Genomic DNA, 23,089 nt, shown 5'->3' on the forward strand with positions numbered 1-23,089 from the left:
CGCCCATATCCCATTCACGGATTCGGAGCTGCCCCTTGTCCGACCTTGCCGCACACGCGCAAATGCCCCTTGCCCATCCCTTTGATGACGACAAACTCAAGGAAGAATGCGGGATATTCGGGGTCCTCGGGACAATGGACGCCGCGAATTTCGTGGCCCTTGGCCTGCACGCCCTGCAACATCGGGGACAAGAAGCGGGCGGTATCGTTGCCTACCACCCTGAACACGGTTTCAACTCGGCCCGGCGCTTTGGCTATGTGCGCGACAACTTCACCTCTCAGGCGGTGATGGAAACGCTTCCCGGCTCCCTTTCGATTGGCCATGTGCGCTACTCAACAGCTGGGTCCAAAGGGCAAACCGCGATCCGTGACGTGCAGCCCTTCTTTGGCGAATTCGCCATGGGCGGCGCGGCCATTGCCCATAACGGCAATATCACCAATGCCGACGCGCTGCGCCGTGAATTGATCGAGCGCGGCTCGATCTTCCAGTCTTCCTCGGACAGCGAATGCATCATCCACCTGATGGCCCGCAGCCTGCAGCGCAATATCCCCGAGCGGATGGAAGACGCGCTGCGCAGGGTCGAAGGCGCATTTTCGGTTGTCGCCATGACCCGCACCAAGCTGATCGGCGTGCGCGATGCGTTGGGCGTGCGCCCACTGGTGCTGGGCAAGCTCGACACCGGCTATGTCCTCAGCTCGGAAACCTGTGCGCTCGACATCATCGGGGCCGAATTTGTGCGGGAGATTGAACCGGGCGAAATGGTGGTGATCACCGACAAGGGTGTGGACAGCCGTTTCCCTTTCCGCCCGCAAAAACCGCGCTTCTGCATCTTTGAACATGTGTATTTCAGCCGCCCCGACAGCATCCTCGGCGGCAGGTCAGTCTATGAGACACGCGAAAACATTGGCCGCGAACTGGCCAAGGAAGCCCCGGTTGAGGCGGACCTCGTCTGCCCCGTTCCCGACAGCGGCACCCCTGCGGCCATCGGCTTTTCGCTCGAATCCGGCATTCCCTATGCCATGGGCATCATCCGGAACCAGTACATGGGCCGGACGTTTATCGAGCCAACGGAAAGCATCCGCAACATGGGGGTGCGTTTGAAGCTGAACGTGAACCGCGCCCTGATCCGGGGCAAACGGGTGATTTTGGTCGACGACTCGGTTGTGCGCGGCACAACATCTCGCAAGATCAAGGAAATGATCTTGGACGCTGGTGCCAAGGAGGTGCATTTCCGCATCGCTTCACCGCCGACGGCTTGGCCCTGTTTTTACGGCGTCGACACGCCGCAACGTGAAAAGCTGCTGGCCGCGACCATGAGCGAGGAAGAGATGTGCCAGCATCTGGGCGTCGACAGCCTGAAGTTCATCTCGCTCGATGGCCTCTACCGCGCTGTCGGCGAGACCAAGGGGCGCGATGCATCCAGTCCGCAATATTGTGATGCCTGCTTCTCGGGTGAGTACCCGGTCGAACCCGCCGACATGATCGAGAAGGGTTTTGAGATGAAGGCGGCAGAGTAATCGCTGCTGACATTTTGTGACATCAGTGCAGGCGATGGTTCAGTATGGATGTTACGCCTTCAGAGATTTTGAACCGAACCGAAAATTGGCCTGACGAGGCGCAGACACATTTCCTGCGTCTTCGCAGCATTGTGCATGATGTAGCGACCAGTGCCGACATCGGCCCTCTCGACGAAAGCCTGAAATGGGGGCAGCCCGCATGGCGGCCCAAACGCCCACGCGTCGGATCAACTTTGCGCGTGGATTGGTCGCCTGCAACGCCAAACCGCATTATGACATTTGTCGACTGCAAGACTGATCTGGCAGCGCAGATGGACAATCAGTACCCAAACCAGTTCCACAATGACGGACGGCGCGCGCTGGGGTTTGACCTTGATGCGCCACTGAACGAAGACGCGCTTTGGCACCTTGCCCACATCACGCTGACCTATCACAGGTCCAAGCGTCAGGGCTGATCAGCACGCCACCGCCGAATGTCCCAACGTCACTGGGCAAAGCATTGCGTATTTATGCGCGGGCCCGTTCACCTTGCCAAAAGGTCATGTTAGCCGCGCCCCTTGATTCATGGGGATGAACACGCAAATGGCCGAAGAGACAAACGCAACCACCGCAGATCTTGCGACCCAAAACGGTGTGCTACCGCTGCGCAACCTGCAGCTTCTGGGTGTTGTCGGGACACAAAACAGCCGCCGCGCACTCTTGCGAACGGCTGGAGGGCAAACACGCATGGTGCAGGTTGGCGACACGTTCCGCCATGGCACCGTCATTGCGATAGGCGAGGATCGGGTTGTCCTGGCAGGAGGCGTCGGCCAACGCACGCTTACTTTGCCCGGCCGGCCCAAGGCTGCCGCTTGACCCTTGGCCCGCCACAAGGCAAGAGCGGGCCATGACACAGACTGCCCTTATCACTGGTGCCTCCCGTGGCCTTGGCGCGGCCATGGCGTTGGCCCTTGCTCCGACGCATCACATCATTGCAGTGGCCAAAACGACCGGCGCACTGGAAGAGCTGGATGACCAGATCACTGCCAAAGGTGGTGCCGCAACGCTTGCCCCCATGGACATCGGCAATGACGCGGCAATGCAGACCCTGTGCCGTGGCATCTTTGACCGCTGGGGCAGCCTGGACATGTGGGTACATTGCGCAATCCATGCCGCCCCACTGGCCCCGACCAGCATGATCGACGCCAAGGACATGTCAAAGTCCATCGCGGGCAACGTGGCAGCGACGGCGACACTGATCACGTACATTGCCCCCCTGCTCGGCACATCTGGCAAGGCTGTATTCATGGATGACCCGGTTGCTGGCCAATCATTCTACGGCGCATATGGCGCGACCAAGGCCGCGCAGATCGCGCTGGCCCGCAGTTGGCAAGCCGAGACGGCCAAGACAGGGCCACAGGTGCATATCGCAACCCCTCAACCCATGCCAACGGCAACGCGTGCGCGCTTCCATCCCGGCGAAGATCGCTCCCCCTCGCCAATCCGGCGGACGAAGCAGCCCGTATCCTGTCCGAAATCAACGGTTGAACGAAGCAGGCAGGCATGACCCAATAGGATCATGCTGACCCGCCTCACCCGATTTGACCGGCCCCGACCGCCTGCGCGGTCCGGCACCCTGCAATCCATCTACGATGCGGCGGCAACAGGCTGGCAGGACGGCATTTCCAAACTGGGGTTTCTGTCTGCCTATGCTGATTTGATGTCTTCCGTTCCTGCCGTCAGAACCAGCGCAACGGTGCTGGACGTCGGCACGGGCACCGGCGCATTCGCACAAGCGTGGCTGAACGCACATGGTGCACCCGCCACGCTGACACTGACGGATATCTCGCAATCCATGCTCGACACAGCCGCGGCCCGTTTGCCCGGCGCCGCCACGATTGCAACCCCGTTGGGAGGGCAATTGGATCAGTTGCCGCCACAGGACGTCGTTCTGTGCGCCCATGTGATCGAGCATCTGGAGGACCCGCAAGCTGCCTTGGCTTGGTTGCATGATCAACTTGCACCCGGCGGAATGTTGGTCCTTGCCCTCTCTCGTCCCCACTGGTGTACGGCACTTGTTCGATGGCGGTGGGGTAATGCCGCGTACCACCCGGCACAGGCCAAAAACATGTTGGACGCGGCAGGATTTACCGACATCACCCTGCACCCGTTCAAGAGCGGTCCTCCCAGCCGCGTGTCACACGGATACATCGCCATTCGCCCGTAGCGGGTACGCAACGGTCCCATGTCGCTGTTCCAAAAAATCGCCATCGGGGGCCGCGACAGTTGCCCCGCGCGTGCGCGGCACATAGTAAGGCGCAAAGGGGCGACACATGCGCATTCTCATCACAAATGACGACGGTATCTCGGCCCCCGGCCTTCGGGTACTTGAACAGATCGCGGTCGACCTTGCCGGGCCGGACGGGCATGTGACCACCGTTGCCCCCGCCTTTGAGCAATCGGGCGTGGCCCACTGCATCAACTATGCGCGGCCCTTCATGTTCCAACAGATCGCGCCCAACCGGTACACGGTTGAAGGAAGTCCGGCGGATTGCGTCCTGGCTGGATTGCATCAAGTGCTGGAGGGTCCGCCCGACTTGATCCTGTCCGGTGTGAACCGGGGCAACAACTCGGCCGAGAACGCGCTCTATTCCGGCACATTGGGCGCGGCCATCGAAGGGGCGTTGCAGGGTGTGCTATCGATTGGGCTGTCTCAGTATTTTGGCCCCGCGAACCGAGAGCTGGACGACCCGTTCGATGCGTCTGCCACCCACTGCAAGACACTCGTTGAGCGGATTATTGCCGCCACACCCAAGGACCAACCCGGGTACCAACTGTTTTACAACGTCAACATCCCGCCCGTGGCGGCGGCGGATGTCAAAGGCACGCGGGTCGTGTCCCAGGGCCTGCGCCCCGGCGTGGGGTTCCATACCGAACAGACGCAGTCGCCCAGCGGACGCAACTTCCTCTGGATCCGGGGCGGCAACCAGCATGTCCCCACGGCCCCCGATACCGACGCTGCCGTGAACCTGGACGGCTACATCTCGGTCACGCCGATGCGCGCGGATTTCACCGCGCATGACATGCTGGACCAGCTTGGGTCCATCGCCACATGAGTGAGGACACCGATCTCGCGACGCGCAAGATGCAGTTCCTTTATGCGCTGCGGTCCAAGGGCGTGACCGACAAGCGTGTGCTTGGCGCGATGGAAGAGATCGACCGCGGCCCCTTTGTCCGCGGGCTGTTTTCCGAACGTGCATATGAAGATATGCCTTTGCCCATTGCCTGCGGGCAGACGATCAGCCAACCATCGGTCGTTGGCCTCATGACGCAAGCCTTGAATGTCAGCCCACGGGACAAGGTGCTCGAAATCGGGACCGGCTCTGGCTACCAAGCGGCCATCCTCGCCAAACTTGCGCGTCGGGTCTACACGATCGACCGGCACAGGCGGCTGGTGCACGAAGCGCGCGCGATCTTCGAAGAGCTGAACCTGCACACCATTACAGCAATCACCGGGGACGGGTCTTTCGGCTTGCCGGACCAGGCCCCGTTTGATCGCATCATTGTCACCGCCGCCGCAGAGGACCCGCCAGGCCCCCTGCTGGGTCAGTTGAAAGAGGGTGGGATCATGGTGCTGCCCGTAGGGCAATCAGACGCCGTGCAAAGCCTGATCCGTGTGCGCAAGACCGCAGACGGCCTAGAATATGACGAATTGCGCGATGTGCGCTTTGTTCCCTTGCTCGAGGGCTTGGGCAAAGACTGAAACTGGTGTAAGTAGCGCGCAACCGACAAGGCCCCCATTCACGAGGGGTCAGGCAGAGGACGACGCAGATGATCCCGACCCTACAGCGCCCCCGTGGGCCCCTGATGATTGCAACCTGCGGCTTGCTGGTGCTGGCAGCCTGCGAAGAGCCGCTGGATTTTGACCTGCGTGGTCTTGGTGGTGGTTTCACGACGGCTGAGGCGGCGCAGAACGCAACAGCGGACAGACCGGAACCGGACGACCGCGGTGTCATCTCCTACCCCAATTACCAGGTTGCCGTGGCCAAACGGGGCGATACGCTACAGGATGTGGCGACCCGCGTTGGATTGCCAGTGGCTGAGCTCGCAAGCTTCAATGGCGTAGAAACGGACGTGCCGTTGCGCAACGGCGAAATCATCGCCCTGCCCCGCCGTGTGTCGGAACCCTCACCATCGACCGGCGCAATTGGCACCGGCCCGATCCAGTCATCATCCGTGGATGTCACCACGCTTGCCGGCAACGCGATCGACAGTGCCGCGCCGACGCCCGTGGCGAACACGCCGACAACTACGCCCCTGCCACAAACCGGCCAAGAGCCAATCCGCCACCGAGTGGAACGAGGCGAGACGGCCTTTACAATAGCACGGCTGTACCAGGTGCCTGCCAAATCACTGGCGGAATGGAATGGGCTTGGCGCTGATTTCGCTGTGCGCGAGGGACAGTACCTGTTGATCCCCGTGGCCCGCGCGGCGGCACCCGACCGCGGTGCAGCAGTCGACAATAGCACAACCGCACCCGGCACGGGTACTCCGACCCCGCTGCCCCCCAGCTCGGCCAAGCCGTTGCCTGAAGATGATACCGCCAATCCGCCTGCCGCCACGCCAGACCCTGAAAAGCCCGTGGCGGATGTGGGCCAGACCAGCGCCTCCACCCAGTCCGGTGAAATGTCCCTTCCCGTTCAAGGGACGATCATTCGGGACTATGCCAAGGGCCGGAACGAAGGCGTCGACATCCAGGCCGCACCAGGCACGGCAGTCAGCGCAGCAGCCGGTGGCACCGTTGCGGCCATCACAGAAAGCGCCGAAGGCGTGCCCATCATCGTTGTGCGGCACCCGGACAACCTTCTGACCGTTTATGCCAACGTCACGGACGTGAGTGTTGCCAAGGGCGATACGGTATCGCGCGGACAATCCATCGCGAAACTGCGCGACACCAGCGACACGGCATATGTCCACTTCGAAGTGCGGGATGGTTTCGACAGTGTAAACCCGAACCCTTTCTTCGAATAAGGCGGACCTTGGGCAATTGTGGCTGATTGCCACTCACGCGGGTGAATGCGCCGCAATTGCCCCAAACATTCCCTGAATTCTCCGCAAACGGCGACGTACGGCCCTAACTCTGCCCGGTTGAGGGATCAGAAACAATCCAAAGAAACTAATTGGATTGGTTCGGGCGCATGCCTGTTTTTTATGGATACAGCTTTGCCCTGCGGGGTATTCAGACCACCGTTGACGGTGCGGCGAACAACTATGCTTTCGCCCCGTCCGGCACGTGGCGCTATACCGGCGACACCACGTATTTCGTGGTAAACGAGAACGACGGCGCGACAAACTTCAACGGCGACGGTGCAAACAACGAAACCGTTCAGGTTCAAGAGCGGCTCGGCGAAATCGGCCAGCAAACCGTCTTTATCGACGGGACCGAACGGCAGGTCATCTGGGACTACACCTTTACAGTCACGGATGGCACAACGACATGGCAGGTTGCCGTCATCGATGTCGACCTCAACAATGACAATGACCTGAACGATGGCGCGGACGCCTCGGCCACGGACGAGGACGGATACTACCTCGTCTTTCCCGATGGTATGCCGCCGCCCAACACCGACCTGACCGTTGGTGGCATCGTCGACAATGGCGAGCTTGTGCCCCACACCAGCTTGGGTGGCACGATTGTATGCTTCGCCTCAGGCATGCTGATCGAAACCCCCGACGGGACCCGCGCCATCGACACACTTGAGATCGGAGACATGGTGCTGACGGCCGATAACGGCCCACAACCGATTATGTGGACCGGCCATACGACGGTTGGCGCGACTGCCGATCTGGCCCCTATCGTGATCTCGGCCGGGACACTGGGCAATGACAGCGATTTGATCGTATCGCCGCAGCACGCGATCCTTCTCAGCGACTGGCGGGCCGAACTTCTGTTTGGTCAGGACGAAGTCCTTGTCCGCGCCAAGGATCTCTTGAGCATGGATGGTGTGTACCGCAAGATCGGTGGTCAGGTGACGTATCACCATATCCTGCTGGATGCGCATAACGTGGTGAAGTCGCACGGAATCTGGAGCGAAACCCTCTATCCCGGCTCAATCGCCATGGGCGCAGTCGGAGATCATGCCCGCTTGGAAATCGAACGATTGTTCCCGGATATCGCCAGCTATGGCCCGATGTGCGCGCCTTGCCTTAAAGGGTTCGAGGCACACCTCTTGGCGGCCTAGATAGCCACGCCTCTCCGCCCAGCCAGGTCACAGAAGTATTGCCATGCCACGCGCCCCGACCGTGACCCGCGCGTGGCTTGCCATTCGATGGCCTCTGCCCACAGCGTATCTTCGTCAATCGAAACCCCGTAGGCGGCACAATACCCACGGATCATCGCCAGATACTGATCCTGATCGCAGGCGTGGAAGCCCAACCAAAGGCCAAAGCGGTCGGACAAGCTCACCTTTTCCTCAACCGCCTCGGACGGGTTGATGGCGCTACCGCGCTCGTTCTCGATCATATCGCGCGGCATCAGATGGCGACGGTTCGATGTGGCGTAAAGGATCACGTTGTCAGGCCGTCCTTCGATCCCGCCATCCAGCACGGCCTTGAGCGATTTGTAGTGCTGATCATCGTGGCTGAAGCTCAAATCATCGCAGAACAGGATGAAACGGGCATCCGGCGCTTGGCGCAGAACATTCAGCAAACGGCCGACCGACGGCAAGTCTTCGCGGTGCAACTCAACGATCTTCAGCTGCCCGCACTCAACTTCAAGTGCGCCATGTATCGCCTTGACGAGACTGGATTTCCCCATCCCGCGCGCACCCCATAGCAGCGCGTTGTTCGCGGGCAGGCCTTGGGCAAACTGTCTGGTGTTCGCCAGCAGCGTATCGCGCGACCGGTCGACGCCCAACAGCAAGTCCAAGGGCACACGCGACACATGCGCGACGGGTTCGAGCCGGTCAGGACCTGTTTGCCAGACAAAGGCCGATGCCGCATCAAAATCGGGGGCCTCCAACGGCGCAGGAGACATCCGCTCAAGCGCCGCTGCAATGCGGTCCATGGGGTCGTCGATCACTTCAGGTCTTCCTCGGTCATGTCACCAAGGTCATCCTCGTCGTCAAAGTATCCTTCTTCACGCAGCTGCGCGTCACGCTTCTTCTCAACGCGGCGGACCAGCCAGATCGACACCTCGTACAGACCATACACCACCGTGAACAGGATCAGCTGCGTGATGACGTCGGGCGGCGTGACAACAGCGGCCAGCACCAGAATGCCAACCATCGCGTATTTGCGCACATTGCCGAGGCCCTCGGAACTGACCAGCCCCGCCTTGCCCATCAAGGTCAGCAGCACGGGAAGCTGAAAGCACAAGCCAAAGGCCATGATGAATTTCAGCGTGATATCAAGGCTTTCGTTGACCTTCCCAAAGAAGGTAATCGTCGGCCCTTCGTTTGCCGCCTCTGGCGTGATGACGGCGCCATCCGGCAAGGTTTCGGGATTGCCGAAGACAATAGCCAGAACCGACGACACATCTGCAAAGCCCAGGAAAAACGCCATGGCCAGCGGTGTCACAACGAACTGCGCAAAACTCGCGCCAAGCAGGAACATGACCGGCGACGCAATCAGGAACGGCAAGAACGCATTCTTTTCCTGCCGGTACAGACCCGGCGCCACGAATCGCCACATCTGAAAACCAATGACCGGAAAGGCCAGCGCAAACCCAAACACCATCGAGATGCGGAACAGCGTGAACAGATACTCTTGGGGCGACGTGTATTGCAGCGTGGGCGAAGGGTCGCCCAGATCGCGCAATGTATCGACGATCGGCTCCATCAGGAAGTTCAGCACATGCACCGCAATGAACTCACCCTGAATGGGGATAAAGAACACCGCAATCGCAAGGATGAACGCAATCACCGACCGGATCAGCCGCGTGCGCAGCTCGGCCAGGTGTTCGATCAATGGCGCTGTGCTGTCGTCGATATTTTCGGTCTGGCTCATCTAGCTCTCTTTCGGCGCCTGTGCTTCCAGCTCTTCGGCTTTTTTCAACGCATCTGCGGCCTCTTGGGCCTTGCGCTCGGCCTGTGCACGGGCGGTTGCGGCTTGGATCTTACGCGCGTTTTCAGCCCGCTCTGCCTTGTCCGCGGCCAGTTTTCCCGTCTCGCTCTCGGGATCAAGATCCGTCAGCGACGATGTCACATCGCGCGCCGCGTCTTTCACCCCGTCCATCGCACTCTTGACCGGATTGGTGGCGGTCTTGATCGTGCGCTGAATGTCTTTGACACCCGCCTCGTCCGCAGCCTGATTCATGGCAGACGAAAACTCGCGTGCCATGCCCCGTGCCTTGCCGACAAAGCGGCCGACATTGCGAAACACCATTGGCAGGTCCTTGGGGCCAATGACGATCAGCGCCACGATCCCGATGACCAGCAATTCCGCCAGCCCAAGGTCAAACATGGATCAGACCTTGTCTTTTTCGGACTCGGGCGTGATGTCCTTGGCCTCATCGGCCTGCGCCGCTTCCAGCTCTTCCTTGCCTTCGTTGATGCCCTTCTTGAAGCTGGTGATGCCCTTGCCGACCTCACCCATCAGGCTTGAAATCTTGCCCCGGCCAAACAGCACCAGCACCACAACGGCGATCAGCAGCAGGCCCGGAAGTCCAATGTTTCCAATTCCCATGGTGTCTCTCCCATCTCTGGCGACGGAATGCCGCCTGTCGGTTAGTGTTCTATGGTTTTGCCGCAGTTGCGAAAAGGCTGACAGCCGACTTGACGGTAACGAAGACGCCAAATCCTCAAGAAAATTCCTGTAGCCTGCAGTCAACTGACAGGTTAATGTCAGTTAGCTAACCTTAAACCCGGCGCATCATCGCTCGAACACAGGAGAAACCGATGCGCACACTGACAACCACCCTCTTTGCAGCCACGATTGCCCACGCAGCCGCCGGTGAAGGCACAGGCAGCGCGCACCCCGTCGCCGAAATCGTGACATTCCGGCTGGTCGACGGCACCGATCCGGCGTCTTTCATCTCTGCCGCAGATGGCATGGGCCCCTTTCTGCGCAGCACGGGCGCGATGATCACACGCACACTGTCGTCTGACGAAAGCGGCCTCTGGACGGACCATATCACCTGGACATCCCTCGAAGCCGCCAAAACGGCTGCAAACGAAATGTTCCAGCGGCCCGAGGCGCAGCCTGTCATGTCGATGATTGATCATGACAGCATCGACATGCGCCACGCCCCCATCCAGTTGCAACAGGAGTAACATGCGCCGCACCGACCGCCTTTTTGACATCATCCAGATCCTGCGCGACGGCAAGTTGCACAAAGCACAAGAGATCGCGGATGCCTGCGAGGTGTCGGTGCGCACCATCTACCGCGACATGGACACGCTGGTGGCCTCGGGCGTGCCCGTGCAAGGTGAACGCGGCGTGGGCTACATGATCACCGAGGCGATCAGCCTGCCGCCGCTTACCCTCACGACCGAAGAGCTTGAGGCGCTGAACCTCGGCATGGCGATTGTGGCAGAAGCGGCGGATGACACGCTCAAATCCGCGGCCCGCACGCTGGCCGACAAGATCGACGCTGTGCTGCCCGAACGGACCGTGGCCGAAGCTGACAAATGGAAGTTTGCAGTCTACCCGTTCGCAGACGCAGTGCGTGGCTTTGCCCAGATGCCCACCTTGCGGGCAGCGATCCGTGCCAAGCAGAAACTGAAGCTAACCTATCACTCCAAAGGCGACCGGATCAGCACCCGCACCATCCGCCCATTGCACATGGAATACTGGGGCCGCGTCTGGACCCTGACCTCGTGGTGCGAGCTACGCGACGACTTCCGCGTCTTCCGCGTGGACCTGATCCAGTCGGCCGAGGCATTGCCGGAAATGTTTGTGGATGAACCTGGCAAACGCCTGTCGGATTACGACCCGAACCTGTGATGAACAGAACCAGATTTTTCTCAGAAAAATCTCACCCCCGCACCGGCAGGAACACTTCGATGGCTGCGACAGCCATCACCGCGACATCACCGGCCACAGGCACATCCAGCCCGCCCTGTTCGGCGACCACCTCGACAGCCCCATAGGGCAACAAACCTGCGATCACATCGACATCCACAGCCTCGGGACGTGGCACAGCCACATGCACCACAACGCGCATCGTCTCGCGGTCCACACCCAACGTGCCAAAGATCGGCAAGGACGCGCCCTGCAAAGCCTGCTCCACCGCGCGCTTTGCCGCCTTCGTGTCATCGCGGCCATGCAGATCAACACCCTGCGCCATCTCGATGATCAACCGTTGCTCAGGCATTTGGCACCTCCACCGACACGATCAACGCCGCCTGCGCCATCACTGTCGGGTTTCCCTGCCCCTCAGGCCGCGCAACATCAAGACCGCCATGCCCGACGACGAAAGAGGTCTCACCATAGGGGAACACCTCGGCCAACACGTCGGTGTCCACCAGTTCAGGCTTGGCACAGCCGATATGCACTTCGATGCGCATATCCTCTTTGCCAACCCCCATATATTCCGCCAGGTTGATCGAATTGCGCCACAACGCCGCGCGCACAGCCCGCGCCGCCGCCTCGGTATAGCTGCCCCGGCGCAAGGACGTACCCAGGCCGAATTCCACAATCATCGGTCCACTCATTCCGCCGCCTCCGCGCTTGGAAATACATAGCATTTGTCGCGCCGGACGCGCAGCCACATCACGGTATCGGGTTGCGGCAGAAACACGCCCGGCACGGTGCTCTTGATCTGGGCAACCCCGTCATCCAGACGAAACTCCACAAGGCTCTCATTGCCCATGAACCGCGCCCGCACCACATGGGCCCGCGCCGCCGTCCCCTCCGTCGCCGTCGGACTGGGACCAATCCCCGCACGGTCGAAGTCGATCTTCACATGCTGAGGGCGAAAAACGATATCCACCTGCGTGCCATCCGCCACACCCGGGGCCAGGAAGTGACCAAAGGGCGTTATCGCCAAGGCCCCTTCAACAACGGACCGCAACCTATTGGCATCGCTGAAAAATGCAACAGACGCGCGATCCACTGGACGGGTATAAACATTATACGGTGCACCCTGCTGCACGATATGACCATCCCGCATCAGGGCAATCTCATCGGCCATGCGCATGGCCTCTTCCGGCTCGTGCGTGACCAACAAAACCCCTGTGTCCTCTTCCTTGAGGATCGCCAAAGTCTCGTCCCGAATACCGTCGCGCAACCGGTTGTCGAGGCCCGAGAATGGCTCGTCCATCAGCATGATGCGCGGACGAGGCGCCAAGGCCCGGGCCAATGCGATGCGCTGCTGCTCACCTCCAGACAACTGGTGCGGATACATATCGATGAAGCGCGACATGCGCACCCGCGCCAGCATCTCGACCACACGCGCGCGCTTTTCGTCACGACTGCCCGACAGGCCATAGGCGATATTGCCCTCAACGCTCAGATGCGGGAACAGGGCAAAGTCCTGAAACATCAAGCCAATCTCGCGCCGCTCGGGCGGCACACGAAAGCGCGTGTCACAGATCAGTTTGCCGTCGACATAGATCTCGCCCGAGTCCTGCATCTCGACCCCGGCGATCATGCGCAAGGTCGTTGATTTTCCGCACCCGGACGGCCCCAGCAGGCACGTCACCTGCCCCGGCTGGATCGACAGGCTCACCCCATCGACCACACGCCGCCCACCAAAGCTGCGCACAAGATTGCGAATTTCCAGCCGAGGTGCAGTCACGGCGTCCCCATACCCGATCAAAACAGTCGGGACGTATCAGGCCCGGCGCGCGCCCGCAAGCACTGCCGCAAAGCCGGCGACCAGAACGAAAACACAAATCACCAGCAATTGCTCGTACTTGTGACCCTCCGGCAGGACAGAGGCAAAGACAGGCCACGCGCGCCCGAAATAGGCCAAAGCCCCAAGCATGGCAGCGGCAAAGGCGAGCAGATAAGACCACGTTGGCACGCGCAAGCCCATCACCAGCCCCACGATCAGCACGGGTGTCAGGAACATCGACGCGGTACCGCTGACGGCCACGGCATCAAACAGCGTCGCATTTCCCCACAGGGTCAATGCCGCGCCCAACACCATGAACACCACCATCACAGCACGCCCGCCCATCAGCGTGCGCGGTGCCAGCGCCAACTCCTCAACCACCAACCGAGCCGAAGAGGACAAGGCTGAATCCAGCGTCGACAGGGCCGACACAAGCAGCGACAGCATCAAGAGGGCAAAGACCCACATCGGGAACATTGTCCCCCATGTGCCAATCAACTCGCCCTTATACTCTGCCCCCACAAGGCTTGCTTGAATGCCAAAGAACCCGAACCCGATGATGCAGAAGGTCGACAGCCAGAAGGCGTGCAAGAAAGACCGGCGCGTGGTCTCTTCATCCGCAATGAACCCCCGGTCCATCATCACCGGATCATGCGCTGGATAGGAAAACACCTGAAGCGCCGCAACAGCGAGCAACACCCACCCATTCCATGCGCCCGCCGTGCCCGAGGCGGTCAGCACAGCCCCCAGCGAAAAGCCTGGGCTCAGCACAAGGTAGAGGAGTGCAAGGCCAAACACGCCAAGAAAAACTGACATCTGGACGACATCTGTACGTAAGGCAGCACTCAATCCTCCCCACGCGGAATAGGCCAGCCCGACAACGGCCACGATCAGGATGGCCCACGTGCCACTACCCTCAATCACGGCACCTGCAATCAACCCAACCACCAACAGATTGGCAAACACCTCGGACAGCAGGCGCAGCGCAATGACAAGGTTGTAAGCCACGGTGCCGCGCGCACCGAACCGGTCGTGCAACCAATCCTGAACGGACATTGCCCCCTTCGCCCGCAACCGCGCGACGATGAAGCCACCGGTCAGAAAGCTGCCGTAGTAAGCGGTGTAGGCCAACGTGCCGGCAATCCCGTAGAAATAGCCAAGAATGGCGGCGTTCATCAGGCTGCGGGCAAAGATCCAGGTCGTGACCTGGCTTAGCACCAGCACCCACAAACCGGGTGCCTGCCCCGCCAACTGACCCGAATAAAACCCCTCGACCGACACGCGGCGCGGCGCCGCCAGCACGCTCGCCCCGATCAGGACAACAAAAAGTACAATCAATACAAATGGATCCATTGCTGCTCACCCCATTTCATTTGATCGCAGCGGTAACACTGACGTTTGGGGTTGGCCACGCATGTTGCACGTCTGCACCGGATTGTGAGCTGACGTTAGGTCGCGTCAATCGCCGATTGGATGCATCAACCGGGGATGGCAAGACTGCGGCACCAAAAAAACCAACAAAGGTACGGAACCATCATGAAACTGAAAGCCAGTGTGCTTGCCGCATGTCTCCTTGTGGCGGGCTGCGACTATGCCGAGGTCACGCAAGCACCCGTCGAGGTCAGCATGAAAACAAGCGGACGCCAAGTACTCGGATTTACAGAACCCACGATGCGTACATTCGTGCGCAAGGACGGCAATCAAAGCGAAGTTGTGGGCGCGCGCTGCACGTTTGACTCAGCCGAACTCACCGGCTCGGCCGTCACACCAGCCATTGTTCGCATGCCCATCTTCAAAGGGCAACCAACCGCCCTGCGTGTTGATTGCAAGGCACCCGGCCTCAGCGGCAAACAAACAGTCAACCCAGTCCTGAACGGCACCGCAGTGGGCGCCGCTTCGCCCGCCGGTTTGGTGGTTGGCCTTGTGACCGCTTCTATTGTCGCCGCGCAGGACAAGTGGTCCTACGGTGCCAACAACAGCATCATGACCATCAATATGGATCAGGCTGAATGATCATCAGGGTCGGTGGGTGGGCGAATTTGCGCAGCAAAGAGTGCACGCACCGACCCTAAACGATGTCGAATAACGCCTCGGCACGGTCCACTCCGTTCACTTGCACAACCAGCCCATGTGCGCCGGGATGCAATTCAAAGGTCGTCGCATTGGCCTTCAGCTTGTGTACCTTTTTCAGCACCAGCGGCTTGCCAGGCTTCACCTCCACCACCTTCAGCTTGAACACTTTTTCACCGGTTTTACCCCCGGGCCGCGCAAACCGGATGCGGTAGTCGACCAGCACGGGGGTTGCCTCCGCCCCCTCCAGCGTGACGGTGAATGCCAACCCCTCGCCCAACGGCACCTTTGGCGTGGCGACATCAACAGATACCGACAGGTGCGCATCACCGCGATAGCCCAGCATATCCATTGCGCCCGGATGCCCATCCTTGATCAGCGTCCGCAGCGCATGGCGGCGCATCCACGCGCGCTCTTTGGCGTCCTGCGTGGCTTGCGCCTCCCAGGCGGCCAGCCGCTCCAGCACGGCATCAGGCTCGGTCTTGGCCACGTCATTGAGATGATTGGCGACAGAACGGGTCACAAACCGCGTGGGATCCGCCTGCAAACGGTCCAACAGCGGCAAGGTCTGATCCAGCGTCAGCTCGACCTTTCGCGCCCAGGGCAGCTTGGGCCGCATCCCTTCACTGACCAACCGCCGTACATGGTAATTGTCGTCTCCGGCCCACATCTGCAGACGGGCCAGTGTTTCGTCCGTCCACCGGTTCAGGAAAGCACGAATGTAAAACTCCATGGAAAACCGTTGCGTGGCTTCATAGAGCAGGTCCAACGCGCGCTCACGGTGATCCTCCAGCCCGTGCCGGACCGCCAGCACCCCCGGCACTGCGTGAATGAAGCGCCCAAAATCGTCATCGCGCAGCGTGGGGTCAAGCCGGGGCGGCATCGCCGCCTGCAACTGGTCCGCCATCGTCGGGAAATCGGCCGCCAGATGCGGCTCCAAACAGTCCGCAAACCAATCCAGACACTCCATCAGCGACCGCTCGGCGATGCCCGACAGGGCAGCCACATGAAAAGCATCGCGGTCAAAGCCGGGAACGCCCGCTACAAACTCATCCGCCAAGTCACCCAAGGACTCCGCATTGAAAAGTTGGTCTTTCAGCGAAAAAGTCGGCTGCGCCTTGGCCATTGGGTCTATCCTTCAATGCAAAGATGGTTGCGTGCACAGTCCCAATAGCCCCGGGACGCTGACAGTTTTTGGCAGCAGAAGCGACCCTTGCCACTGGCCGCGTCTGCCGATGCGACCGCTCTTTATATTGTCGCCACAGTCGCACCGCCATCCAGCAACAGGTTCTGCCCCACGATAAAGCCCGCGTGCTGCGAACACAGGAATGCACAAGCCGCGCCAAACTCTTCGCGTGTGCCATAGCGGCCCGCCGGAATGGTGGCCGCACGCTCGGCTCGGGCTTCCTCCAACGTGATGCCCTTGGCCGCAACCACGCCCCCATCCAGCGCATCCGCACGATCGGTGGCATGAATGCCGGGAAGCAGGTTGTTGATGGTCACGCCCTTGTTCGCCACCTGCCGCGAGGTGCCCGCGACATAGCCGGTCAGACCCGCCCGGGCCGAATTGGACAATCCAAGCACGGGAATGGGGGCTTTCACCGATTGTGACGTGATATTCACGACCCGGCCCCAGCCGCGGTCCATCATACCGGGCACAAGGGCTTTGATCAGGGCAATGGGGGCCAGCATGTTGGCATCCAGTGCCTTGATGAAATCGTCACGGTCCCAGTCATGCCACATGCCCGGGGGCGGGCCGCCTGCATTGTTGACCAGAATGTCGGCATCACCAGCAGCCGCGACCAACGCGCCCTGCCCCTCGGCCGTTGTCACATCAGCCGCGACAGTCTGCACATCAACGCCGTGCGCCGCGCGGATCGCGTCTGCCGATGTCTCCAAAGCCTCGGCGCCACGCGCATTCATGACCAGATGCACACCCGCAGCCGCCAGCGCCTCGGCGCATCCCAGACCCAGCCCCTTGGACGAGGCGCACACAACCGCTCGCTTGCCTGCAATTCCAAGATCCATGATCGCTCTCCCATTCAGTTTTCACACCAACAGGTAACGGGACGTTCACTGATGCGCCAGTAAAAGACCAAATCGTTGACCGGGGGGCACAATTCTATTTAAGTGGGTGGTATATTACCCAAGTAGCAAATCAGATGACGAAGATCGCCCATACACCAGCGCAAAGCATGTCCGTCTTCCGCGCAGAAGACTTTGTGGTGAGTGAAGGCGCCAATCTGGGCGACCCTTTGACGTACGCGGACGATATGCTGCTGGATGATATTTATGCGCTGGCCGCGTCAGCCCAGCCCATGCGGCTGTCGACACATGCCGGTGACCCGGCTCACCTGACCGTCGCGGAAGGCAGCGAATGCGGCGCGCCCGGGGCGGCCATCCACCTCGATTGCGCCCTCACGCTCATGTCACCAGATGGGCACATCACGGACGCAATCGTACTGGTCGAAGTGGACGCTGCAGGCAATATCAATCAGGTCTACCTGCTGCCACTCGCCCGGCTGGCTCCGCGGATCGGTTACGCCCTTGTCGGCATCGAACGGGACGAAGCGCGTAGTAAACTTGCGCATCTTACCTGCGCCCGATTCACCCGCGGCACCCATATTACTATGGCCTCCGGCGCCCAAAAACCGATCGAAGACCTGGTGGTCGGAGAGCGCGTGCTGACGCGCAATGATGGTGTGCAAGAGGTGCGATGGGTTGGTCAATCGACGGTTCGGGCGACGGGCGACTTCGCCCCCATCCGCATTCGCGCAGGCACATTGAACAATGACCGCGACCTGATCGTTTCACCCGATCACCGGCTGTTCATTTACCAGCGCAAGGATCGTCTCGGCGCTGGCCGTTCCGAACTTCTCGTCAAGGCCAGGCATCTGGTCAACAATGACAGCGTAACGGTACAGGATGGTGGGTTCGTGGACTATTTCGAACTTCTGTTCGACACCCACCAGATCATCTATGCCGAAGGCATTGCGGCGGAATCCATGTTGATCGACACGCGGACAATGCCTGTCTTGCCCAAAGAGGTCTCATCGCAACTCACCTCGCACACCGACACGGGCCTGTCCGGCCTCGATGTGACCGAGACGCTTTTGGACCGTCCAGACGTTGCCGAATTGCTCAAACGGGCATCAACGCGCTGAAATCCGCCGACGCTTGACGCATATCAAGGCAAGCAGGCGTCGCAGTCTCCACATCAGGTTCAAGCACCTGAAACGGAGACATCAATGACCAAGCTGACCTCGATCCTTGTTGCCACAGACCTGTCCATCCGGTCTGATCGGGCCGTGCGCCGGGCCGCGCAAATCGCGCGTGAACATGGTGCTGCGCTGACGGTTCTGACGGTGCTGGACGATGCGATGCCATTGGAGATCATCGACACCCTGCACGCAAAGGCCCGCGCCACGCTGGACCGGTTCGTCACCTCGGTCTGCGACGGGGTGAACGTGACGATCAAGGCCGAACCAGGGGATCCCAGCGCCAACATCATTCGCGCCTGCACAGACGAGGTGGATTTGCTTGTCATGGGCACGCACCGTCAACGCCCGTTTCTGGACGCCGTGCGTGAAACAACGATGCAACGCATCGTACGGCGCATATCAACACCTGTTCTTCTGGTGACAGACCGGGTCGACCATGCCTATTCCACGGTTCTGTCTGCCTGCGACTTTTCCCCGGCCTGCAGCGGCGCCATGCGGATGGCACATGCCTTGGCCCCCACCGCCACCATTCACCCGGTGCACGCGCTGCACATCCCCTATTCTGGCATGCTGTCGCAGACCAAGGCCGCCGCCGACGCCATCGAAGCGTCGTTCCGACAAGAGGCAGAAAGTGCAGCAAAAGCTTGGATGCGCGGCGAGGACCTACCATCGGAGCAGATGGAGCAGCTCGAAATTCTGGCGGGCGTGCCCTACCCCATTCTGCGCCGCAAGGTGGACGCGGGCAACGTTGACTTGATTGCGGTGGGTGCCCACGGGCGGGTCGGCGCTGCGCGGAGCCTGCTTGGCTCACTTGCGACCGACCTCATGCGGGAACCCCTGTGCGATGTATTGATCGCAAGACCTTAACCAGCATTACAAAGACTGCTGAAAAAGCGCGAGAGACTTCGATGCGCCTCTCGCGCACATCATTGATGAAAGAAACAAACGGGTAAGCTCAGACCGAGTAGAAAAACTCTTCCCGCGCGATCTTCCCATCCGCAACTGTATACAGCGCCACTTCCTTCATGTCGGTGACCTCACCACTTTCCTTGTGCTTGGCCTTCAGCTCAAAGATCACGGCAAAGCGGTCGTCCGGGTGCAGCATCGCATCCGAAACCGAGGCATCCAAAACGTCGAACGTGGTCTCCCACCATTCATGCTTGCCCCGGATCGCCGGAATACCCTGCACCTCCCGCCCCATGCCATTGTCCATCGCTTCGACCGAAACGGCATCTGCGGCATAGAGCGCGTCAAGATTGTCGGCCGAGGTGTTGTTGCGGCAGCCTTCGACCAGTTTGTCGGCAATTTCATTTAGCGTCATGGCGATATCCTCGTTGAAATGAATATCCCAACCCTACGCCGTCCCACTGACAGTTTTTGTCACGACGGCTCAGGTGATCCCCATTTCCGCGTTCAGCTCTTTCATCCGCTTGTTCAGCGCATTCATCTCCAGTGACATCCGCGGCATCGGATCGTCCCCGACAAAGGCCGTGATCTGACCACCCATCAGTGCTGACCAATAGATGCGCAATACATCGTTCATCCGCTGGGAATAGTTTGGCCCCAACTTGCGAAACCACCTCACCATGTCCGCATCCAGTCGAATGGTGACGCGTGTCTTGTGCGGCTTGATGCCATCGAAGCTATCCAGACCGTTCCAGGCTGCCGGGATCGATTCTTCGATATGCTTGTACCGCATCTCGCCCTGATGACGGTCCAGCGTCACCATCAGGTCCAGTTGGGCTTTGCGTTGGCTCTGGTGCATGGCTTCGGCTCCTGATTGCGATCTGCGCACAGGGCAAGATTGTCACCAAAGGATTAACACGCCCTGACAGATGCGCGCGTTGGGGGTGCACAGGGGGTGTACGGATGCTACACTGGGGGTGACACCCTGCTGCTGACCCCGAAACATGCCGCGCTTGCCCCGGTTTAAGACCCCGGATATACGGCGCTCATGTTGGATAACCGCCCTGAATTGCCCCCCGAAATTGCCCGTCGCCGCACCTTCGCGATCATCTCGCACCCCGACGCGGGCAAGACGACCCTGACCGAAAAGTTCCTGCTGTTCGGCGGGGCCATTCAGATGGCTGGACAGGTCCGCGCCAAGGGTGAGGCACGGCGCACCCGTTCCGACTTTATGGCGATGGAGAAAGACCGCGGCATCTCGGTTTCAGCCTCGGCGATGTCCTTTGATTTCACAAGCAAAACCAACACGTTCCGCTTCAACCTTGTAGACACGCCTGGCCACTCCGACTTCTCCGAAGACACCTATCGTACGCTGACAGCCGTGGATGCAGCGATCATGGTGATCGACGGGGCCAAGGGGGTCGAAAGCCAGACGCAAAAACTGTTCGAGGTCTGCCGCTTGCGTGACCTGCCCATCCTGACCTTCTGTAACAAGATGGACCGCGAAAGCCGCGACGTCTTTGAGATCATTGACGAAATTCAGGAAAACCTTGCCATCGACGTCACTCCGGCCTCCTGGCCCATCGGTGTGGGACGCGACTTCATCGGCTGCTACGACATCCTGCGCGACCGCTTGGAACTCATGGACCGCGCGGACCGCAACAAGGTCGCGGAAAGCATTGAAATCAACGGCTTGGACGACCCCAAGCTGGCCGAGCACGTGCCCGAAGCACAATTGAACCAGCTCCGCGAAGAACTTGAAATGGCCCGCGAGTTGCTGCCACCGCTGGATGCCGAGGCGATGCTGCAAGGCACGCTGACACCGATCTGGTTCGGCTCGGCGATCAACTCGTTTGGCGTCAAGGAACTGATGAACGGCATCGCCAACTATGGCCCGCAGCCACAGGTTCAGTCCGCCCAACCGCGCCAGATTTCACCAGAAGAAACAAAGGTTTCCGGTTTCGTCTTCAAAGTACAGGCCAACATGGATCCCAAGCACCGTGACCGTGTGGCCTTTGTCCGCATGGCGTCGGGCCACTTCAAACGGGGCATGAAACTGACCCATGTGCGGTCCAAGAAACCCATGGCGATCTCGAACCCTGTTATGTTCCTCGCCTCTGACCGCGAACTGGCGGAAGAGGCTTGGGCCGGCGACATCATCGGCATTCCGAACCACGGCCAATTGCGCATCGGTGACACGTTAACCGAAGGTGAAGCTTTGCGTGTTACAGGTATTCCCAGCTTTGCGCCTGAACTGCTACAAGGTGTCCGCGCCGGTGATCCATTGAAGGCCAAGCATCTGGAAAAGGCGTTGATGCAATTTGCAGAGGAAGGGGCGGCCAAGGTTTTCAAACCGTCCATCGGAGCGGGCTTTATCGTTGGTGTAGTTGGCGCACTGCAATTCGAAGTACTCGCCAGCCGGATCGAGCTGGAATACGGGCTGCCCGTGCGGTTCGAACAATCACAATTCACCTCTGCCCGCTGGGTGAGCGGTGACAAACAAGCCGTTGATAAATTTTCGGAAAGCAACAAACAGCACATCAGCCACGACCACGATGGCGACATCGTCTATCTCACCCGTCTGCAATGGGACATCGACCGCGTCGCCCGCGACTATCCGGATGTGACACTGAGCGCGACCAAGGAAATGATGGTCTGACGACATGACCAACGGGCCGCAAATCCCGGTCCCGCAGCCGGTTCAAACAGACCCGACAAAACTGCGTTGGGGCATCGTGTCCACTGTCAAAGCGCCATTGCGCAAGGTGGCGGAATTCATCGCCTTTCACCTCGATCTTGGCGCCCAACGCATCCGCATCCATCTGGATGTGCCTGACCCATCCATCGCTGAACGGCTCGCACATCCACGGGTGCGTTTCACTCAATGTGACGACGGGTATTGGGAAGGCAAGCCCAGCCGTGCCCGGACAACCCACCAGAGGCGGCAAATGTTCAATGCCGCCCGAACCTACCGGATGAGCCAACTGGATTGGCTGATACATATCGATGTGGACGAGTTTATTCTGAGCCCGCACCCGCTTGCGGACCTGTTGGCCGCAGTTGAGTCCAATGCGTCACATATCGAACTGCAACCTGTTGAAATGATGGAGGGTTCCTCAGACCCGTATCACTTCAAACGCCCGGCCTCAAAGACGATCCGACGTACCATCTACCCGGTGTTCGGAGAGCACATCCCCGGCGGGTTCATCGGCACACGTTCCCCAAAAATTGCGGCACGCACCGGGTTGCCAAATGTCCGCCTAGGCATCCACGCGCTGCACCATGCCGGTCAGCCGGTTCCGGGGGCCGCACTGCTTCCGGGTGTCGAACTCGGGCACGCCCACGCCCCCGATTTCAAAACGTTTGAACGGCATTTGGCCTACCGCTTGTCAAAGGGCAGCTACCATGACCGCAACGGTGAAACGAACCTGCGGGGTCACCTCTTCAGGGCTTTGATGGATGACCCGGAACCCGACGCATTGCGCGCATTCCATACAGAGCTTTGTGTCCCTACAAAGGAGCGAATTGCACTTTTGAAGGAACATGGTTTGCTTCGCGTAGAAGCGCTGAACCTGGATGCCAAGGTCGAACGTTTCTTCGGAAATCTGGAGGATTGA

At 60.1% G+C, this 23,089-nt stretch carries 27 protein-coding genes and 1 pseudogene; 16 read left to right on the forward strand and 12 right to left on the reverse strand.

The features are described 5' to 3' along the window. Window positions 1-62: 62 nt before the first annotated feature. From purF to ACZ1HN_RS16140, 9 genes and pseudogenes are all read left to right on the forward strand, one after another. Entirely contained in the window at window positions 63-1,517 is a 1,455-nt protein-coding gene (gene purF, locus ACZ1HN_RS16100) for an amidophosphoribosyltransferase (RefSeq protein ID WP_472729338.1), read from the forward strand. A gap of 44 nt (window positions 1,518-1,561) precedes the next feature. Further along, complete coding sequence (locus ACZ1HN_RS16105) at window positions 1,562-1,972, forward strand: hypothetical protein (RefSeq protein ID WP_472728232.1); 411 nt, start codon at window positions 1,562-1,564, stop codon at window positions 1,970-1,972. Between the two features lie 109 nt (window positions 1,973-2,081). Continuing rightward, entirely contained in the window at window positions 2,082-2,372 is a 291-nt protein-coding gene (locus ACZ1HN_RS16110; RefSeq protein ID WP_472728233.1) for a hypothetical protein, read from the forward strand. 31 nt (window positions 2,373-2,403) lie between these two features. Continuing rightward, window positions 2,404-3,044, forward strand: a pseudogene (locus ACZ1HN_RS16115) (SDR family NAD(P)-dependent oxidoreductase). A 31-nt stretch (window positions 3,045-3,075) separates the two neighbouring features. Then, window positions 3,076-3,723: a class I SAM-dependent methyltransferase gene (locus tag ACZ1HN_RS16120; RefSeq protein ID WP_472728234.1), complete on the forward strand. Its 648-nt coding sequence runs from the start codon at window positions 3,076-3,078 to the stop codon at window positions 3,721-3,723. A 106-nt stretch (window positions 3,724-3,829) separates the two neighbouring features. Continuing rightward, the gene (gene surE / locus ACZ1HN_RS16125; protein ID WP_472728235.1) at window positions 3,830-4,612 is read left to right on the forward strand and encodes a 5'/3'-nucleotidase SurE; all 783 of its coding nucleotides are present in this window, start codon (window positions 3,830-3,832) and stop codon (window positions 4,610-4,612) included. Next, on the forward strand, window positions 4,609-5,259 hold the full coding sequence (locus ACZ1HN_RS16130; protein WP_299597354.1) for a protein-L-isoaspartate(D-aspartate) O-methyltransferase: 651 nt from the start codon (window positions 4,609-4,611) through the stop codon (window positions 5,257-5,259). Before surE ends, ACZ1HN_RS16130 begins: the two co-directional genes overlap by 4 nt. A 68-nt stretch (window positions 5,260-5,327) precedes the next feature. Further along, window positions 5,328-6,527, forward strand: coding sequence for a peptidoglycan DD-metalloendopeptidase family protein (locus ACZ1HN_RS16135; protein ID WP_472728236.1), 1,200 nt, complete (start codon window positions 5,328-5,330; stop codon window positions 6,525-6,527). 167 nt (window positions 6,528-6,694) lie between these two features. Then, on the forward strand, window positions 6,695-7,738 hold the full coding sequence (locus tag ACZ1HN_RS16140; protein WP_472728237.1) for a Hint domain-containing protein: 1,044 nt from the start codon (window positions 6,695-6,697) through the stop codon (window positions 7,736-7,738). On the opposite strand, the gene ACZ1HN_RS16145 is transcribed toward ACZ1HN_RS16140, so the two are convergent. Genes ACZ1HN_RS16145 through ACZ1HN_RS16160 form a run of 4 tightly spaced genes read right to left on the reverse strand, consistent with a single transcriptional unit; the run spans window position 7,735 to window position 10,181 of the window. Next, entirely contained in the window at window positions 7,735-8,577 is an 843-nt protein-coding gene (locus ACZ1HN_RS16145) for an ATP-binding protein (RefSeq protein ID WP_472728238.1), read from the reverse strand. The genes ACZ1HN_RS16140 and ACZ1HN_RS16145 overlap by 4 nt on opposite strands. Next, window positions 8,574-9,503 carry a twin-arginine translocase subunit TatC gene (gene tatC, locus ACZ1HN_RS16150; RefSeq protein ID WP_472728239.1) on the reverse strand — a complete coding sequence of 310 codons (930 nt, stop codon included), beginning with the start codon at window positions 9,501-9,503 and terminating at the stop codon, window positions 8,574-8,576. The genes ACZ1HN_RS16145 and tatC overlap by 4 nt, the downstream gene beginning before the upstream one ends. Continuing rightward, the gene (tatB, locus tag ACZ1HN_RS16155; protein WP_472728240.1) at window positions 9,504-9,959 is read right to left on the reverse strand and encodes a Sec-independent protein translocase protein TatB; all 456 of its coding nucleotides are present in this window, start codon (window positions 9,957-9,959) and stop codon (window positions 9,504-9,506) included. Window positions 9,960-9,962: 3 nt separating this feature from the next. After that, window positions 9,963-10,181, reverse strand: a complete 219-nt coding sequence (locus ACZ1HN_RS16160) for a twin-arginine translocase TatA/TatE family subunit (protein ID WP_299200556.1) — start codon at window positions 10,179-10,181, stop codon at window positions 9,963-9,965. Window positions 10,182-10,393: 212 nt separating this feature from the next. Between ACZ1HN_RS16160 and ACZ1HN_RS16165 the strand changes: the two genes are divergently transcribed. Both ACZ1HN_RS16165 and ACZ1HN_RS16170 read left to right on the forward strand, forming a co-directional pair. Continuing rightward, window positions 10,394-10,768, forward strand: a complete 375-nt coding sequence (locus ACZ1HN_RS16165; protein ID WP_472728241.1) for a hypothetical protein — start codon at window positions 10,394-10,396, stop codon at window positions 10,766-10,768. A gap of 1 nt (window position 10,769) precedes the next feature. Continuing rightward, the gene (locus ACZ1HN_RS16170) at window positions 10,770-11,441 is read left to right on the forward strand and encodes a helix-turn-helix transcriptional regulator (RefSeq protein ID WP_299200560.1); all 672 of its coding nucleotides are present in this window, start codon (window positions 10,770-10,772) and stop codon (window positions 11,439-11,441) included. 31 nt (window positions 11,442-11,472) lie between these two features. Here the strand turns inward: ACZ1HN_RS16170 and ACZ1HN_RS16175 are convergent, their stop codons facing one another. Genes ACZ1HN_RS16175 through ACZ1HN_RS16190 form a run of 4 tightly spaced genes read right to left on the reverse strand, consistent with a single transcriptional unit; the run spans window position 11,473 to window position 14,628 of the window. Further along, the gene (locus ACZ1HN_RS16175; RefSeq protein WP_472728242.1) at window positions 11,473-11,811 is read right to left on the reverse strand and encodes a Lin0512 family protein; all 339 of its coding nucleotides are present in this window, start codon (window positions 11,809-11,811) and stop codon (window positions 11,473-11,475) included. Further along, the gene (locus ACZ1HN_RS16180; RefSeq protein WP_472728243.1) at window positions 11,804-12,151 is read right to left on the reverse strand and encodes a Lin0512 family protein; all 348 of its coding nucleotides are present in this window, start codon (window positions 12,149-12,151) and stop codon (window positions 11,804-11,806) included. The genes ACZ1HN_RS16175 and ACZ1HN_RS16180 overlap by 8 nt, the downstream gene beginning before the upstream one ends. Then, window positions 12,148-13,236 carry an ABC transporter ATP-binding protein gene (locus ACZ1HN_RS16185; RefSeq protein WP_472728244.1) on the reverse strand — a complete coding sequence of 363 codons (1,089 nt, stop codon included), beginning with the start codon at window positions 13,234-13,236 and terminating at the stop codon, window positions 12,148-12,150. Before ACZ1HN_RS16185 ends, ACZ1HN_RS16180 begins: the two co-directional genes overlap by 4 nt. 36 nt (window positions 13,237-13,272) lie before the next feature. Next, window positions 13,273-14,628 (reverse strand): SLC5/6 family protein, encoded by a 1,356-nt coding sequence (locus ACZ1HN_RS16190; protein ID WP_472728245.1) that lies wholly within the window; start codon window positions 14,626-14,628, stop codon window positions 13,273-13,275. A 183-nt stretch (window positions 14,629-14,811) separates the two neighbouring features. Here ACZ1HN_RS16190 and ACZ1HN_RS16195 point away from each other — a divergent pair, with 183 nt between their 5' ends. After that, window positions 14,812-15,288: a hypothetical protein gene (locus ACZ1HN_RS16195; protein WP_299699317.1), complete on the forward strand. Its 477-nt coding sequence runs from the start codon at window positions 14,812-14,814 to the stop codon at window positions 15,286-15,288. A gap of 55 nt (window positions 15,289-15,343) precedes the next feature. Here ACZ1HN_RS16195 and ACZ1HN_RS16200 read toward each other — a convergent pair whose 3' ends face one another. Together ACZ1HN_RS16200 and ACZ1HN_RS16205 are read right to left on the reverse strand one after the other, a co-directional pair. Further along, on the reverse strand, window positions 15,344-16,471 hold the full coding sequence (locus tag ACZ1HN_RS16200) for a DNA alkylation repair protein (protein ID WP_472728246.1): 1,128 nt from the start codon (window positions 16,469-16,471) through the stop codon (window positions 15,344-15,346). 122 nt (window positions 16,472-16,593) lie between these two features. Next, a complete protein-coding gene (locus tag ACZ1HN_RS16205; RefSeq protein WP_472728247.1) occupies window positions 16,594-17,373 on the reverse strand; it encodes an SDR family oxidoreductase in 780 nt (259 codons plus the stop codon). Window positions 17,374-17,507: 134 nt separating this feature from the next. On the opposite strand from ACZ1HN_RS16205, the gene ACZ1HN_RS16210 reads away from it, so the two are divergent. Both ACZ1HN_RS16210 and ACZ1HN_RS16215 read left to right on the forward strand, forming a co-directional pair. Continuing rightward, entirely contained in the window at window positions 17,508-18,509 is a 1,002-nt protein-coding gene (locus tag ACZ1HN_RS16210) for a Hint domain-containing protein (RefSeq protein ID WP_472728248.1), read from the forward strand. Between the two features lie 84 nt (window positions 18,510-18,593). Further along, the gene (locus tag ACZ1HN_RS16215; RefSeq protein ID WP_472728249.1) at window positions 18,594-19,433 is read left to right on the forward strand and encodes a universal stress protein; all 840 of its coding nucleotides are present in this window, start codon (window positions 18,594-18,596) and stop codon (window positions 19,431-19,433) included. A gap of 88 nt (window positions 19,434-19,521) precedes the next feature. On the opposite strand, the gene ACZ1HN_RS16220 is transcribed toward ACZ1HN_RS16215, so the two are convergent. Together ACZ1HN_RS16220 and ACZ1HN_RS16225 are read right to left on the reverse strand one after the other, a co-directional pair. Beyond that, window positions 19,522-19,887 carry a SnoaL-like domain-containing protein gene (locus ACZ1HN_RS16220; protein WP_472728250.1) on the reverse strand — a complete coding sequence of 122 codons (366 nt, stop codon included), beginning with the start codon at window positions 19,885-19,887 and terminating at the stop codon, window positions 19,522-19,524. A 69-nt stretch (window positions 19,888-19,956) separates the two neighbouring features. Continuing rightward, entirely contained in the window at window positions 19,957-20,331 is a 375-nt protein-coding gene (locus ACZ1HN_RS16225; protein ID WP_472728251.1) for a BrnA antitoxin family protein, read from the reverse strand. 189 nt (window positions 20,332-20,520) lie between these two features. On the opposite strand from ACZ1HN_RS16225, the gene ACZ1HN_RS16230 reads away from it, so the two are divergent. Together ACZ1HN_RS16230 and ACZ1HN_RS16235 are read left to right on the forward strand one after the other, a co-directional pair. Next, window positions 20,521-22,131 (forward strand): peptide chain release factor 3, encoded by a 1,611-nt coding sequence (locus ACZ1HN_RS16230; protein WP_472728252.1) that lies wholly within the window; start codon window positions 20,521-20,523, stop codon window positions 22,129-22,131. Window positions 22,132-22,135: 4 nt separating this feature from the next. Next, window positions 22,136-23,089 (forward strand): glycosyltransferase family 2 protein, encoded by a 954-nt coding sequence (locus ACZ1HN_RS16235; RefSeq protein WP_472728253.1) that lies wholly within the window; start codon window positions 22,136-22,138, stop codon window positions 23,087-23,089.

The organism is Tateyamaria sp. GN1-10 (genome assembly GCF_055693845.1).